Raw genomic sequence first — 15,567 nt, forward strand, 5'->3', positions numbered from 1 at the left:
CCGGGACGCCATGCCACATCGCTCCATCCGCACGCCCCACGCCACATGGCCAGCCACGGTGCTCGCCGTGGCGCTCGGCGTGCACCCGGATATCGCACTCGCCGCCTGCGATCTGGCCGCCCCTGCCGACGGGCAGACCACCACGTGCACGCCGCTGGCTCCCAATCCCTCCACCACGCCCATCCTCGCGCAGCCAGGCAGCAGCCGGGTCACGGTGACCATCGAGCCGAATGCCGAACTGTCGGTCGCGGCGGGCAGCGCAGTGGTGGTCCGCGAGCAAAGCCTGGTGGACAATGGCGGCACCTTGCGAGGCATGGGCGACGCGGCGCCCACCGTGCTCATGCAAGGCACCGGCAACACGCTGGACAACCGCGGCACGATCATTGCTACGGGCACGGAGTCGCCCGCCGTCTTCGTGGATGGGAACGCGCCTGCCACGGTACGCAACAGCGGCACGCTTCACGCCACGGGCACGAACAGCTTCGGGTTGCAGGGTGGCACCGCGCTGACCGTGACCAATACCGCCGCCGGGCGCATCCTGAGCGATCAGTCCAACGCCATCTTCGCCAACCGTGGCATCACGCTCGACAATGCCGGCCTGATCCACTCGGACGCGACCAGCGTCATCGTCAACGACGGCCCCAGCTCGATCGACAATACCGGCACGATCGAATCGTTGAGTGGAAACGCCATCGGCGCGACAAGAGCGACGGTCGTCATTACCAACCGCGGCACGATCTCCGGCGGCTTCCGCGCGATTGACCTGGACGTCGGCAATGACGTCGTGAACATGCTTGGCGGCGCCATCCGCGGCGCAATCGTGCTGCGTGAGGGGGATGACCGCTTCGAGATGTCCGGTGGGCAGGTCGATGCCGTGGACATGGGGCCTGGCCGCGACACCGTCGTCGTCTCCGGTGGCCAGGTGAATGGCGCCATCGCGCTCGGCGACGACGGCGATGCCGCCACGTTGCGCGGGCTGACCGATGCCAACCTGGCAGGCATGCCACGGCTGGATGGCGGCAGCGGCCTGGACAGCCTGACCCTCGACCAGAGCCGCCTTTCCGGCGTGGCCCGCCTGGCCGGCTTTGAAGCGGTGAACCTGACCAATCACAGCACGCTTGTTATGGACGGCGACCTGGTACTCGGCGACCCTGCCTTGCAAGCGCCTGCAGCCCTTGGCTTGCAGCGCCCACTCGCCGTTACCGCGCCAACGGCCGGCACGCTGGACATCGACAGCACCAGCACGCTGCAGATCGGCCCCGCCGGCAACGCGGCCATTGTGGCGGCAGCCGCAGGACAACTGGTAGCGGTCAGCAATGCCGGCGTCATCGACCTGACTACGGGATCCACGCCGGCCGCGAGCCGCCTGCAGATCGCCGGCCACTACGCGGGCAACGGCGGGCAACTGCTGCTGCGCAGCGTACTGGGCGCGGACAACTCGCCCTCGGACCGGCTTGGCGTCTCGCAAGGCACAGTTTCCGGAAGCACCACGATCGCGCTGGCCAATGCCGGCGGCAATGGCGGGCTGACCGTCGTGGACGGGATCCCGCTCGTTCTGGTCACCGACGGCGGCACCTCGACGCCATCCGCGTTCCGGCTCGCAGGAGGCCAGATCCAGGCCGGCGCATACGTCTATGTGCTGTACCGCGGAGGCGTCAGCAACGGTACGGCCGATAGCTGGTTCCTGCGATCTAGCCTTGCCCCGGCTTCGGCAGTGTCCCCGGCTCCGCCGCCCGCGGGGCCCCTGCCGGTACTGTCACCACAACTGGCGGCAGGCAGCCCCGCCCTGCCACCCGCGCCGGCAGCGGATGCGCCGCCGGTCCCACTCTACCGGCCGGCAGTGCCTGTCTATGCGGCCATTGCAGGCGTCGCGCGGCAGCTGGGCATCGACCAGGTCGCCACCTTCCATGAACGCCAGGGCGAGCAGGCCTTGCTGACCGAACGCGGCGCACTCGGTGCCGCGTGGGCGCGGGCCTGGGGCAGCAACGGCCATCAGTCCCAAGGCGGCGAGGTACACCCGGATTTCAGCGGCACGCTCGCCGGCCTGCAGATCGGCCAGGACTTGTACGCCGTGGCAGGCGACAGCCCAGGTGGCCATCGCGATCATTTCGGTGCCTACTTCGGGTACGCGCGGGCGGCGGGCGACATCGCCGGCTTCGCGCTCGGCTTTCCCGGCTACGCGGCCGGCAAGCTCGACATGAATGCGTACAGCGTGGGCGGGTACTGGAGCCATATCGGGCCCAGCAACTGGTACACCGATACGGTGCTGCAGTACAGCACGCTGACGGTCGATCCGCGCACCCACACCGGCACGGGCGCCGCCACGCACGGCAACGCGCTGACGCTATCCGCCGAGGGCGGCATGCCGCTGCAGTTGTCGCCCACCGTGACACTGGAGCCGCAAGTGCAGCTTGTATGGCAGCACCTTTCCCTCAATGACCTGCAGGACCAGGTCAGCACCGTGTCTTTCCGCAATGCCGACAGCACGCTCGCACGCGCCGGCGTCCGGCTGCAGAAGGTGCTGGAGTACCACGGCGTGCGCTGGCAGCCCTGGATGCGCACGGATGTCCTGCACGCCTTCGGGGGCACGGACCAGACTATCTTTGCCGCCACGACCGCGATTCCCACCAGCCAGGCCTACACGGCTGCGCGTTTCGAGGCGGGGATCGCCGGAAAGGCCGGCCCGCGCGGCAGCGTCTATGGCACTGTCGGCTACCTGACCAGCCTGGACGGCGTGCCGCGCAGCGCATGGTTCGGCAATATCGGCGCACGCTGGTCCTGGTAACGCGCCCGGTCGCGGGTCATATCGCCGGGCAGTCGTCGGGAGACGGCCTGCAAGCCGCCGCGACAAGTGCTACCCTGCCGGCCACTACTCGTCTGCGGCACCGGCCGACGGTGCACGCGTTGCGCCGGCGGCGCATCGATATGCCGCCGGGAATATCCCAAAGCGGCACCCTTTGCCGTCCAGTTGAAGATTGCCATGACCGTCCAGTCCCCCACCGGCGGGGTTTCCGCATCGGGCACACACCCGGCTCAGCCCCCGTCAATCCCGGCGTGGGTAACGCCGTTGCTGGCCGCGGCCTGCGGCGTGACCGTGGCCAACCTGTACTTCGCCCAGCCGCTGGTCGGCCCGATTGCCGCAGCGCTGCAACTGTCGCCGGGCTCGGCCGGACTGATCATCACGCTGGTCCAGGCCGGCTACTGCCTCGGGCTGTTGTTGCTGGTACCGCTGGCCGACCTGATGGAGAACCGTCGCCTGGTATGCCGGCTGCTGGCCGGCAACGCGCTGGCGCTTGCCGCGGCCGCATACGCGACGCACGCGGCCACGTTCCTGCTCGCCGCCTGGCTGATCGGGCTCTGTTCCGTCGCCGTGCAGGTGCTGGTGCCGTTTGCCGCCCACCTGGCGCCCGAGCATGCGCGCGGACGCGCTGTCGGCAATGTCACGAGCGGGTTGTTGCTCGGCATCATGCTGGCACGGCCGATCGCGAGCATGGTGGCCGATCTCTGGGGCTGGCATGCCATCTTCGCGCTGTCGTCGGTGGTCATGGCCCTGCTGGCCCTGGTGCTGTCACGGCGCCTGCCGCAGCGCGCGCCGGCACCCGGCGGGCGCTATGCGGAGATGCTGGCCTCCATGTGGCACTTGCTGCGCACGCAGCCGGTGCTGCGCCGGCGTGCTGCCTACCAGGCCAGCATGTTCGGCGCCTTCAGCCTGTTCTGGACCACGGCACCGCTTTACCTGTCCGGACCGGCGTTCGGGCTGTCGCAGCGCGGCATCGCGCTGTTCGCACTGGCCGGCGTGGCTGGCGCCATCGCCGCACCCATTGCCGGCCGGCTGGCCGACCGCGGGCGCGGGCGCCGCATGACGGGCATCGCCCTGCTGCTTGGCGCAGGTTCGATGCTGATCGGGCTGGCCGGCACGCCCGGATCGGTGTTCGCCCTCGCGATGCTGACCGTCGCCGCGATCGTGCTCGATTTCGGCGTATCGGCCAGCCTGGTGGTCGGGCAGCGCGCGATCTTTTCGCTGAGCGCGGAGCACCGCGGCCGGCTCAACGGCGTGTTCATGGCCGTGTTCTTTGTTGGCGGAGCGCTCGGTTCTGCACTTGGCGGCTGGGCCTACGCGCACGGCGGCTGGCCGCTGGCCAGCGGCATCGGCTTCGCACTGCCGATCCTGGCACTGCTGTTCTTCGCCACGGAGCGGCGCTGAAGGCATCTCATGAATGGCGTAATGAACTGAAACAGGCCCTGCATGCTTGCGGGGCAAAAGTCTTGCGCTCGCCTGCCGTTATTGTTCCTGCCTGGCAGTTGTCCCCCATCATCCCCTGCGTCAGGCATCCATATCCCCGGAAGGCCAGCCATGTCATTTGTCACCAAGACCGTCGAAGTCCAGTACCGCCAGAAAGGCCACAAGTCGGTTGTCACCTCCACCGAAGCCGTCGCACTGTCCGACCGCCACGCGGAAGACCCGAAGGCGATCCTCGCCACGCTGCGGCTGCTGCATCCGCAGTGGGAGGACATCAAGGTGATGTCCGTGTCGTAAGACACAACGTACTGTTCAGGCAAAGAAAAAAGGCGCTCCGCGCACCGCGCGAAGCGCCTTTTGTCGTCGGGCCGGCGACCTCAGATCACCGCATCAGACCGGCACATCCTTGGTCGGATCCGCCTTGCGGTCGTCAAACCAGCGGTACAGCGTGGGTACCATCACCAGCGTAAGCAGTGTCGACGTGATCAGCCCGCCGATCACCACCACCGCCAGGGGTCGCTGCACTTCCGAGCCCGGGCCGGACGAGAACAGAAACGGCACCAGGCCAAGCATCGCAATCGTAGCCGTCATCATGACCGGCCGGAAGCGCTGGGTCGCCCCCTGCACCACCGCCTCCGTCACGGACAGGCCCGAATCGCGCAGCGTGCGGATGTACGACACCAGCACCACGCCGTTGAGCACGGCCATGCCCCACAGCGCGATAAAGCCCACCGATGCCGGCACCGACAGGTATTCCCCAGTCACGAACAGCCCGATGATGCCGCCGATCGACGCGAACGGCAGTACCGTGATGATCAGCGTGGCGAAGCGCAGCGAGTTGAACAGCAGGAACAGCAGGAAGAAGATCGCGGCGATGGTCACGGGCACGATGATCTTCAGGTGGCCCATGGCGCGTTCCATGTTCTGGAACTGGCCGCCCCACTCGAGGTAGTAGCCTTCCGGCAGCTTGACCTTGGCACCCGCGGCCTGCTGCAACTCGGCGACAAAGCCGCCGAGATCGCGGTCCTTCACGTTGATCATCACCACCACGCGGCGCTTGGCCATTTCGCGGCTGATCTGCGCGGGGCCGTCGCTGACCTCGATCTTCGCCACGCTCTGCAGCGGCACTTGCGTGCCGTTGGGCGTCGCCACCAGCAACTGGCGGATGGCTTGCACGTTGTTGCGGAAATCCTCCGGCAAGCGCACCGCCGCCGCGAAGCGACGTTCGCCCTCGAAGATATCCGTCGCACGCTTGCCGCCAATGGCAATCTCGATCACGTCATGGATGTCGGACACGTTCAACCCGTAGCGCGCAATCGCCTGGCGGTCGATCTCGATCGACAGGTACTGCTGCCCCGACACGCGTTCGATGCGGATATCCTGCGAACCCTGGATGCCGCCCGCCACACGCGCGATTTCGCCCGCAAGTTCGCGCAGCTTGTCGAGATCGTCGCCGAACACCTTCACCGCGACGTCCGAACGCACGCCGCTGACCATCTCGTCGACGCGGTCGGAAATCGGCTGCGCCATCACGATCTGCACGCCCGGAATGGCCTTCAGCTTCTCGCGGATGGCATTGGCAATGTCGTCCTGCGTCCAGCCATCGGGCCACTCGTCGCGGTCCTTCAGGCTCGCGATCGGCGTCGATTCGTTCTGGCCCTGCGGGTCCGCCGGACTTTCGCCGCGGCCCACGCCGGACACCACCGACTTCACGCCCGGCACGCCGAGCACGAGCTTGTTGGCCTCCTTCTCGAGCTTGATCGACTCTTCGAGCGAGATGTTCGGCACGCGGTCGATGGCCGGCACGATCGAACCTTCCTTCATCTCGGGAATGAACGATGTGCCAAGCAGCGGCACGATGGCCACCGTCAGCATGAAGGCACCCACTGCGCCGATCACCGTCTTGCGGCTGTTGCCCAGCGCCCAGTGCAGCATGCGCAGGTAGTGCCGCTTCATGAACGCGATGATCTTCGTGTCGTGTTCGGCACCGCCCTTGAGCAGGTACGAACTCAGCACCGGCGACAGCGTGAGCGACAGGAGCAGCGAAATCGCAAGCGCAATCGAGATCGTGAACGCCAGCGGCGCGAACATCTTGCCTTCCATGCCCGACAGCGTCATCAGCGGCAGGAACACCAGGATGATGATGCCCACGCCGACGATCACGGGCGTGGCCACTTCCTGCACGGCCTTGACCAGTATCTGGGTCTTGGTGAGCCCCGGTTCCTTGTGGCCTAACCGCTCGAACGCGTTCTCGACCACCACCACCGAGCCGTCCACCATCAGGCCGATCGCGATCGCAAGCCCGCCCAGCGACATCAGGTTGGCCGACAGTCCCATCCTGTTCATGACGATGAAGGTCAGCAACGGCGTCAGCACCAGCGTGGCAAGCACGATGACCGACGAACGCACGTCGCCGAGGAACAGGAACAGCACGATCACCACGAGCACCACGCCTTCGAGCAGCACCTTGGTCACCGTCCACAGCGCGGCATCGACGAGTTCGCTGCGGTCGTAGTACGGCACGATCTGCAGCTTGCCGGGCAGCATGCCCTTGGCGTTGATCTCGGCCACGCGCGCCTTGACGCGGCTCACCACTTCCTTGGCATTGCCGCCGCGCATCATCATGACGATGCCGCCGACCGCCTCGGTCTGGCCGTTCTTCACGAGCGCGCCCTGGCGTACCTCGTGACCGATGGTCACGGTGGCTACATCGCGCAGGTAGACCGGCGTGCCGGCCACTTCCTTGAGCACGATGCTGCCCAGGTCATCCACGCCCTTGGCCAGGCCCACGCCGCGGATCAGGTACTGCTCGGCGTAGTGCGGCAGCACGCCGCCGCCCGAGTTGGCGTTGTTGCGCGCCAGCGCCTGGTAGACCTGCTGGATCGACACATCGTAGTGGCGCATGCGCTCGGGGTTGACCAGCGCCTGGTACTGGCGCACGTAGCCGCCCTGCGAGTTGATCTCGGCCACGCCGGGGATCGAACGCAGCAGCGGACGCACCACCCAGTCCTGGGCAATGCGGCGCTCGGCCAGTTCCTCCTGCGTCAGTTCACGGTTGCCGTCATCGGGGCGATCCAGTGTGTACTGGTAGACCTCGCCGAGGCCGGTCGAGACCGGGCCCAGCACCGGCGTCACGCCTTCGGGCATGCGTCCGGACACTTCGATCAGCCGCTCCATCACAAGCTGGCGCGCGAAGTAGACGTCCGTCGCATCGGTGAACACGAGCGTGATCAGCGACAGGCCCGCCTTGTTCAGCGAACGCATCTCTTCCAGGCCGGGCAGGCCGGTCATGGCCATTTCCACGGGCACCGTGACAAAGCGCTCTACCTCTTCCGGTGAACGGCCCGTGGCTTCGGTGGCGATCTGCACCTGCACGTTGGTCACATCGGGAAACGCATCCACCGACAGCTTGGTGGCCGCGCGCAGGCCGAAGAAGAACAGCACCACGGCCAGCACGCACACCACCAGCCGCTGCTTGATGGCGGCTTCAACCAGGGATTTCATCATGGCCGATTACCCCTGTTCGATGCGCTTGCGCTCGTTGTCGAGATGGAAGGCGCCATCCACCACGACACGGTCGCCGGCCTTCACGCCGTTGAGCACCACGCGCATGCCGTCGCTTTCTGCGCCGAGCTTGACGCGCGTCTGGCGGAACTGGCCGCCGGGCATTTCGACGTAGACGAGTTCGTCGTTCCCTTCGCGCACCACGGCGGAAGCCGGCACCACGAGCTGGTCGGCAGGCTTGCTGGCAATCAGCATGCTCGCCAGCATGGCGGGCTTGAGACGGCCCTCGCGATTTTCCAGCTCCGTGCGGACCAGCACCGTGCGCGACTGCGGGTTCACCGTGCGGCCCACATAGATCAGCTTGCCGGTGATGGTCTGGCTGCCCTTGCCATTGGCCAGCGACGGCACCTCGATCTCCACGCTCTGCCCTTCGGCCACCTGCGCGGCCTGCTGTTCGGGCACCTCGGCCACGACCCATACGCGCGACAGGTCGGCCACGGTGTAGAGCGCGTCAGCAGGCTGCACGACCTGGCCCTGCGCCACATTGCGTTCCACCACGGTGCCGCTGAGACTCGAATACACGGGCGAATGCGAATTGATGCTGCCGTTCTTGGCCAGCTCCGCAATGGCGGCCGGCGACATGCCCAGCACGCGCAGCTGGTCGCGGTAGGCGCGCATTTCGGCCGATGCAATCGCCAGCTCGCTTTGGCGGCGCTGCAGCTCGCCGCGGCCGATCACGTCGGCGGCATAGAGTTGCTTCGCACGTTCGGCGTTGCGCGCCTGCAGTTCGTGCTGCGCCTCGCTCTTCAGGAAGGCCATCTGGGCCGCGCCGAGTTCAGTACTGTGCAGGCGGGCGAGCACCTGACCCGCCTTGACCTCCTGGCCCAGGCTGGCATACAGGTCGGTCACGCGCCCGGTCACGCTGGCGCCGACGCGCGACACGCGCTGCTCATCGAAATCGATACGCCCCGCCACGCGCAGCATCTCGCTGAACGGCGACGTGGAAACCGGCGCGACCTTCAGGGTCTGCATCAGGTTGGGCTCGGGCTTGATGACGCCGGGCGGCAGTTTGGGGGCTTCGGTCGCTTGGGCAGGCTCCTTCGTGCAGCCTGCCAGGGCAAACACCATGACGGCAGTGGCCGTCAGCGAAAGCAGGAAATTGGGGCGCATGATTATCGGTTCTGGATGGTGGAAGACGGCAGCGCAGCAGGCGCGGTGCCCGGGGCCGTCGACATGAGCTTTTCGATCTGGATCGCTGCGACCTGCAGGTCGAACTGCGCCGCGATCAGTTCATTGCGCGCGCCGCGCAGCACGCGCTGCGCGTCCAGGTAATCGAGAATGCCGCGCTCGCCAAAGCGGTAGGCGGACTCGGCCACGTTCAGCGCGGCTTCGGCTTCGCGCACGATGCCGGATTCCAGTGCAGTCACTTGCGACTGCGTGATCTCGTACTGGCGGTAAGCAGTTTCCAGTTCCTGGGTCAGCTCGAATTCTCGCGCTTCCAGCGCGGTGCGCGCCTGCGTGGCCTGCGCGGTGGCTTCGCCCACCGGGCCGCTGCGGCGATCCCACAGCGGAATCGTCAGCACCAGGCCGATCTGCGACACGTTGTTATCCGGCTGGCGATCGGTGCTCGCGCGCACGGCGACTTCGGGCCAGCGCAGCGAACGCTGGTAATCCACGCCAAGGCGGGCACGTTCCAGCTCCATGCGGCGCTGGGTCAGTTCGGCGTTGCTGGCGTTCATCGTGCCACGCAATTGCGGCAGCGGCGGCACCTCTGGCACCTGGCCGAGATTGCCGTCCAGCGAGAACTGCGCCGGCATGGCGCCGCCCACCTGCTGGCGCAGCGCAGCCTTGGCCTGGTTCACGCGCAGTTCCGCCGTCTGCGCGCTTTTCTGCGTCGCGAGCAATTCGGTCTCGGCCTTGATCAGTTCATAGCGCGGCGCCTCGCCCACTTCCACGCGAAGGCGCGCGCGCGAATGGATCTGCCGCATCATCGCCAGGTCTTCGGACGCGGCCTGGAGTTCGCTCTCGCGGCGCAGTACCTCGAAATACGCCGTCTTCACGCGCGCGGCCAATTCGGCGCGAAAGCCCTGGCGCACGGCCTGAGACGCTTCCAGGCCGCGCGAAGCCATGTCCTGGCGCAGGCTGCGCTGGTGCGGATAGTCGAGCTTCTGGGTGATGGCGTAGGTGGGCGCGTTGCCGCTGGTTACGCCAGGCTGTTTGCCCTGCAGGCGGCCGTACATGACCTCGACCTGCGGGTTCGGATAGGCGCGCGCGCTCGTGATGGCGGCATTGGCGGCATCGACATTGGCCTGCGCGGCCTCGACGCCCTTGTTGGTGGATTGCGCGAGCGCCAGCAGTTGCTGCAGGCCATAGGACGGACCGGTCGCGGGAGCAGCGGATGCGGGCGGTGCAACGTTGCCGCCAGCCAGGACGACGGCGGCCGGCGGGCGCACGTCGTCGCTGGCCTGGGCCGGCACGGCCGCGAACGCCACCAGCGAAAGCGACGCGATCAGGGTCAGCTTGGTGTGTGTCATGAGTCGGGAAAGCAAGCCATAGGCTGCCTGCGCCATGCGTCATCCCCCGCCCCTCGCGTGATGCGCGAGACGGACGGAAGACGGACCGCAACGGACTCAGCCGGCTACCGCGAAGGCAAGCCGGGAGTTCTGGGCAGGCAATGGGACGCGGCCCGGGCATGGCGATGCCATGCACAGGGCGCGAAGGGAATCAGGCGAGGGAAATGGGCGGCTTGAAGAAAGCCGTGGCGGGCGGCGCGGTGCGCCCGGCGGGCGCCTGCCAGATATCGTCCGCGGGCAGGAGCAGCTTCACGGTCGGCAGGTCGAACAAGGCGCTGGACTCTTCGATTTCGTCCAGCAGATCGAGCGGATCGAGCAGATCCGCCGACCAGATATTGCAGTAGCCCGGCGGCGGTTCGTCGACGATGTCGTCGTCGTTCAGCCCGTCATCGCCAGGAACGATGAGCCGGCCGGTCGCGTCGACCGAGGGCAGCGATGCGACGTCGCTGACCTTGTCCGGCACGGTGATCGCCTGCGCGGCCACCGCGGCAATGTTTCCCTGCACAGCCGCGTGTGCGTCCGCCACTGCTCCATAGGAGAGCAGCGACAGGCACATGGCAGTCAGCAGCAGAAACAGGAATCTCATGGGTCCGGGGGGCGTTCAGCAGGGCCTGATGACGCACTTTTTGGATGCGCCGGAGGCCGTGCTGCGGTACAGCATTGTAACTTAACGATTACGATTGACTGGGAATCGTTACTTTCGTTCCCTTTGCGAAGCAGCGAATGGAAGAACGGCTTACCGTCCCCGCTATCGTTCATACATATAGATATTTACGAAACCAGCCATTTTGACCTAATCTATATGCATGCCAAAAACCGCACGCGCCCTCCTGCAACTACCGCCCGCCACTGCTGCCGCCATTGAAAAGCTTGGCGCCGACCTTGCCGTGGCCCGTTTGCGCCGCAAGGAGTCCTTGAAAACGTGGTCAAAGCGAATGGGCGTCTCCGTGCCGACGTTGCAAAGGCTGGAAGCCGGTGATCCGGCCGTCGGCATCGGTATCGTCGCGACGGCGCTCTGGCTGATCAAGCGTGACGGTGAACTAGGAAACCTCGCAGCCCCGGAACATGACCAGGGTGCGATCGAAATGGATGTCCGCGAGGCCGTCGAACTGGGCCGGGCACGCGCCCAGGCAGCGGCGGAAGCTCGCCTGCGCACGAATCGGGCAAAGGGCTGAGGCTGAAATGCGCCTGGACGATCTGTACTTGTGGTACCTCGCTGAACCCGCCGCGCCACGATACGTCGGTACGCTGAAGCTGGTCTCCGCCGGAAAGGGTGTCTCCCTGCATTACGGTGACAAATGGCTGGCCGACGGATTCGCACTGAGCGAGGATCTCCCCCTCGTCGACATCGAGTTCTTGCCGCCGGCCAGGCTGGCGGCGGATACGCAGCGCGCGGTCGGCGCCGTCGACGACGCGCGGCCGGACCGCTGGGGTGAAAAGGTCATTCGCTTCGTCGACAAACCCAGGCGTCTGTCGCTGATGGAGTACCTCTACTACGCCGGTGACGACCGTTTCGGCGCGCTCGGCGTCTCCACGTCACCAGACACTTACAGCCCGCGAACAAAGAGCCCGCTTCCAAGGCTCGAAGATGTGCAACGACTCAGTGAGGTCGCCGCCAAGATCGAAGCTTCGGAGCCCATAACCGCGTTGGAAGCCCGCATCATTGCCGGCGGCGGCAGTCCGCTCGGTGGCGCGAAGCCCAAGGCGCTCATCGACATCGACGGCGAACAGTGGGTAGTCAAGTTCTTCAACAACGAGCCCGTCGACGCCCCGCTCATCGAGCACGCGACGATGACGCTGGCCGAGCGCGCGGGTATCACCGTGGCCAGCACGCAGGTCATCCGCCTTGTCGGCTCGCATGCCCTTGCCATTCGCCGCTTTGACCGCGAGCGGGGCCGGCGCATCCACAGTATCTCGGCTGGCACCGCCATCCGGGCAGCCACCGCGTCTGGCGAGGAGCCTGAGCCCGGCTACCCCGAACTGGCACGAATCCTCCGCCGGGTCGGCATCTCCGAAGGTGACATCAACCAGCGTGACGCGCGCGAGCTCTTCCGCCGCATGGTCTTCAACATCCTGATCGACAACACCGATGATCACGAAAAGAACCACTCGCTCCTCGTCGTGAATCCGGCCGGCAATGGCCGCCTGAAGCTGGCGCCGGCGTATGACGTCCTGCCGACGAATTCGGGACAGGGGTACCAGGAGTTCATCTGTGGCGCGCACGGCCGGGATTCGACGCTCGAAAACGCAATGTCGCAATGCGAGGCCTTCGGCTTGCTGCCAGCAGAGGCCTCAGCCGAAATTGCAGCCGTCATCAAAGTCGTGAACTTGTGGCGCGAACACTTTGCGCACATCGGCGTAACGGAGCGCGACATCGACATCCTCGGCGAACGCATCGATGGCGAAGACCTCCTGGCTCAGCGTATCGGCTTTGACCCGAGCCGGTATGCATCCGCGCCAGCGCGGAAAAAGCGTGCCAGTCCCTTTCGGCGTTCCTGATATCTGGCGCTGATCCCCAGCATTACAACCCAAACCCGTAAAGCACCGCCGCATTCCGCCAGCGCAGCGACTCGGCAAACCCGCCATCCCCCTCCGCGCCGCCACCATCAGCCCGTTCGCACGGCCACCGGAACAGCGCCGCGCATTCGCCTGCGCGGGCAGGCGATTCATGATTGGTCCACGGCCAGTCGCTGCCAAGCAGCAACCGGTCCTGCCCCACGATCCGGCACCACGCCATCGCAAGTGAACGCCAGTCCGTGCCGGGCGGGAGCCGGTATGGCGCGCTGAGCTTTACCCACACCTGCCGACGCTGCAGCGTCCGCTCAGCCACCGCGAAGACCGGATCGCGAACGCCTTGTTCGCCGGGCCTGCCAAAGTGGTCGAGCACGACAGATGCCCCGCAATCGCCAAGTGAAGCGTCGAGTTCAGACAGCAGCGCACCACCCTGCCCGTTCGCGGTATGCAGTTCCACATGCCAGCCGAGCACGGCAATCCGCTCGAACAATGTCCGCCACGGTGCTGTGCCAATGCGGCGCCACTCCGGGTCGCCGAAGAAATTGAGCCGGATGCCTCGCACGCCCGCCGCCTGCATGGCAGCCAGCTGGTCGTCCGTCACGGAAGGATCCACCACGGCCACGCCGCGCAGCCGCCCGGGCCTGGCGCGCAACGCCGCGAGCAGCGCCGCATTGTCCGTGCCGAGAAAGCTGGTTTGGACAACGACGCCATACAGGTCCCCCAGCGGCGCCAGCAGGCCCTGCCAGTCTTCAATGCGCGCGGAGTATGCAGGCCGGTACCGCGCTGCGGGCATGCCGGTTCCGGCATCGAACAGATGAAAGTGGCAATCCACCAGTGGCATCGCGTTGCGCGTCATCGTCGCTGTTCCTCGCATGCGGGTAAGCCCTGATATGGCATCAGGCGCTCCCCTCTATACTCTAGTCCTCTAGAGGACATCAATCTACACGAACAGCAGATGCAAGACAACGACCCGCTGCCCAGCACCGCAACCGCCGTCGGCGTAAGCCGCTATGGCCGAATCGCGGCCCAGTTGCAGCGCAAGATCGTGGACGGCGAATGGCCGCCCGGCGCGGCGATTCCTGCCGAAAGCACGCTTGCCACCGAATTTGGCACGGCGCTCGGCACCATCCGCCAGGCCATAGCCGTACTGGTACAAGAGGGATTGCTGGAGCGGGTGCAGGGCAAAGGCACCTTCGTGCGCAATGGACTCACCGGTGCCAGCATGATGCGGTTCTTCCGCTTCCGGGCCGATGCCGGCGCGCCTGTCGTGGCTATCCCGCGTTCCGAGATCCTGTCGTGCCGCGCCGTGCGGCTGGAGAAGTCGATCGCGGCGCTGTTCGGGCTGGATACAGGCGCGCGCGGCCTGGCGATCTCGCGGCGCCGCTGGCTCGATGACAAGCCTCGCCTGCTCGAATCGATCTGGCTGCCGCTGCCGCGATGCGAGCCGCTGCAGCGCCTGCCCAAGGCTGAATGGGGCGACCTGCTCTATCCGCTGCTGGCTTCGCAATGCGGCATCACGATCCACCGTGCCGTCGACGAAGTGACATTCCGCACGCTCGATGCCGACCAGGCCGAATTGCTCGAGCTGCCCGATGGCCACCCATGCGCGCTCGTGACACGGCGCGCGTATGACCTGCAGGGCAACTGTGCGGAGTACCGGCTGACACAGGGCGACGCCTACGCGTTCCGCTACCAGGCGGACATCCGCTGACCCATGAAAAAGAACACTGACGTGGAGACAAGCTTGAATCCTTCGACAACACGCATCGCAGCCGCCGTGGCCACCAGCCTGCTGCTCAGCCCCGTCCTTGCGCAGGCCACGGAGTCGGCCGCGCAGTGGCCGAGCCGGCCCATCACCATTGTCGTGACCTACCCGCCCGGCGGCGGTGCGGACCTGATGGCGCGCCTGATCGCGCCCGGGCTCGGGCGTGAACTGGGCCAGTCAGTCATCGTGGAAAACCGGCCCGGCGCCGGCGGGCAGATCGGCGCATCGTACGTCGCCAAGTCGGCGCCGGATGGCTACACGCTGATGGTCGATGCCTCGTCCTATGCGGTCAATCCAAGCCTGTATCCGCGCCTGCCGTATGACCCCGCCAAGGCCTTCACGGCGATTGGCGTGCTGGCCCGCTATCCCAATGTGCTGGTGGCCACGCAGGGATTCCCGGCACAATCGGTCAAGGATGTCCTCGCCATGGCGAAGCAGAAGCCGGGCACGGTGGCCTTCGCCTCGTCGGGCAATGGCTCTGCCCAGCACCTGTCCGGCGTGCTGTTCGAGCAGCGCGCCGGCGTGGACCTGCTGCACGTGCCATATAAAGGCGGCGGCCCGGCCATGACGGATGTCATCGCGGGCCAGGTGCCGCTGTTCTTTGCCAACGTGGCCTCCAGCCTGCAGCACATCAAGGCCGGCAAGCTCAGGCCGCTTGCCGTGACCAGCCATACGCGCACGCCAGCGCTGCCGTCGGTGCCGACCATGGAAGAAGCCGGCGTAGCCGGCTACGAGGTCTATGAGTGGAATGCCGCGTTCGTCCCGGCCGGCACGCCCCAACCGATTGCCGGCAAGCTGTCCGACGCGCTGCAGAAAGTCATGAACAGCCCCGACGTGCGCAAGCGCATTGCGGAACTGGGCGGCGAGGTCGTGGCCGCGCCGCCGGCCGAGGCCACCCGCTATATCGATAACCAGACCCGCCTGTGGGCCAAGGTCATCAAGGATGGCAACGTCAAGCCGGAATGAGGTGA

At 66.5% G+C, this 15,567-nt stretch carries 12 protein-coding genes; 7 read left to right on the top strand and 5 right to left on the bottom strand.

Annotated features, from left to right (window positions below; translation table 11 throughout):
* The first annotated feature begins 10 nt into the window (after positions 1-10).
* From KHO41_RS18540 to KHO41_RS18550, 3 genes are all read left to right on the top strand, one after another.
* The gene (locus tag KHO41_RS18540) at positions 11-2,785 is read left to right on the top strand and encodes an autotransporter family protein (RefSeq protein ID WP_211954742.1); all 2,775 of its coding nucleotides are present in this window, start codon (positions 11-13) and stop codon (positions 2,783-2,785) included.
* A gap of 195 nt (positions 2,786-2,980) precedes the next feature.
* Entirely contained in the window at positions 2,981-4,204 is a 1,224-nt protein-coding gene (locus KHO41_RS18545; protein ID WP_211954743.1) for an MFS transporter, read from the top strand.
* Between the two features lie 150 nt (positions 4,205-4,354).
* Positions 4,355-4,537: a hypothetical protein gene (locus KHO41_RS18550; protein ID WP_041680130.1), complete on the top strand. Its 183-nt coding sequence runs from the start codon at positions 4,355-4,357 to the stop codon at positions 4,535-4,537.
* 93 nt (positions 4,538-4,630) lie between these two features.
* Here KHO41_RS18550 and KHO41_RS18555 read toward each other — a convergent pair whose 3' ends face one another.
* The 4 genes from KHO41_RS18555 to KHO41_RS18570 all read right to left on the bottom strand — a co-directional run bounded on the left by KHO41_RS18555 (position 4,631) and on the right by KHO41_RS18570 (position 10,903).
* Positions 4,631-7,747, bottom strand: coding sequence for an efflux RND transporter permease subunit (locus tag KHO41_RS18555; protein ID WP_211954744.1), 3,117 nt, complete (start codon positions 7,745-7,747; stop codon positions 4,631-4,633).
* A 6-nt stretch (positions 7,748-7,753) separates the two neighbouring features.
* The gene (locus KHO41_RS18560) at positions 7,754-8,914 is read right to left on the bottom strand and encodes an efflux RND transporter periplasmic adaptor subunit (RefSeq protein ID WP_211954745.1); all 1,161 of its coding nucleotides are present in this window, start codon (positions 8,912-8,914) and stop codon (positions 7,754-7,756) included.
* Between the two features lie 2 nt (positions 8,915-8,916).
* Positions 8,917-10,278, bottom strand: a complete 1,362-nt coding sequence (locus KHO41_RS18565) for a TolC family protein (protein ID WP_211954783.1) — start codon at positions 10,276-10,278, stop codon at positions 8,917-8,919.
* A 190-nt stretch (positions 10,279-10,468) separates the two neighbouring features.
* The gene (locus KHO41_RS18570; protein WP_211954746.1) at positions 10,469-10,903 is read right to left on the bottom strand and encodes a cobalt-zinc-cadmium resistance protein; all 435 of its coding nucleotides are present in this window, start codon (positions 10,901-10,903) and stop codon (positions 10,469-10,471) included.
* A gap of 220 nt (positions 10,904-11,123) precedes the next feature.
* Here KHO41_RS18570 and KHO41_RS18575 point away from each other — a divergent pair, with 220 nt between their 5' ends.
* Positions 11,124-11,492, top strand: a complete 369-nt coding sequence (locus tag KHO41_RS18575) for an XRE family transcriptional regulator (protein ID WP_211954747.1) — start codon at positions 11,124-11,126, stop codon at positions 11,490-11,492.
* Positions 11,493-11,499: 7 nt separating this feature from the next.
* Positions 11,500-12,816 carry a type II toxin-antitoxin system HipA family toxin gene (locus tag KHO41_RS18580; RefSeq protein WP_211954748.1) on the top strand — a complete coding sequence of 439 codons (1,317 nt, stop codon included), beginning with the start codon at positions 11,500-11,502 and terminating at the stop codon, positions 12,814-12,816.
* 22 nt (positions 12,817-12,838) lie between these two features.
* On the opposite strand, the gene KHO41_RS18585 is transcribed toward KHO41_RS18580, so the two are convergent.
* Positions 12,839-13,687, bottom strand: coding sequence for an amidohydrolase family protein (locus KHO41_RS18585; RefSeq protein WP_211954749.1), 849 nt, complete (start codon positions 13,685-13,687; stop codon positions 12,839-12,841).
* Between the two features lie 99 nt (positions 13,688-13,786).
* Here KHO41_RS18585 and KHO41_RS18590 point away from each other — a divergent pair, with 99 nt between their 5' ends.
* Both KHO41_RS18590 and KHO41_RS18595 read left to right on the top strand, forming a co-directional pair.
* Positions 13,787-14,542: a GntR family transcriptional regulator gene (locus tag KHO41_RS18590; protein WP_211954750.1), complete on the top strand. Its 756-nt coding sequence runs from the start codon at positions 13,787-13,789 to the stop codon at positions 14,540-14,542.
* 3 nt (positions 14,543-14,545) lie between these two features.
* Positions 14,546-15,562, top strand: coding sequence for a tripartite tricarboxylate transporter substrate binding protein (locus tag KHO41_RS18595; RefSeq protein ID WP_211954751.1), 1,017 nt, complete (start codon positions 14,546-14,548; stop codon positions 15,560-15,562).
* Positions 15,563-15,567 lie beyond the last annotated feature (5 nt).

It is taken from the genome of Cupriavidus numazuensis (assembly GCF_905397435.1).
GTDB lineage: Bacteria > Pseudomonadota > Gammaproteobacteria > Burkholderiales > Burkholderiaceae > Cupriavidus > Cupriavidus numazuensis.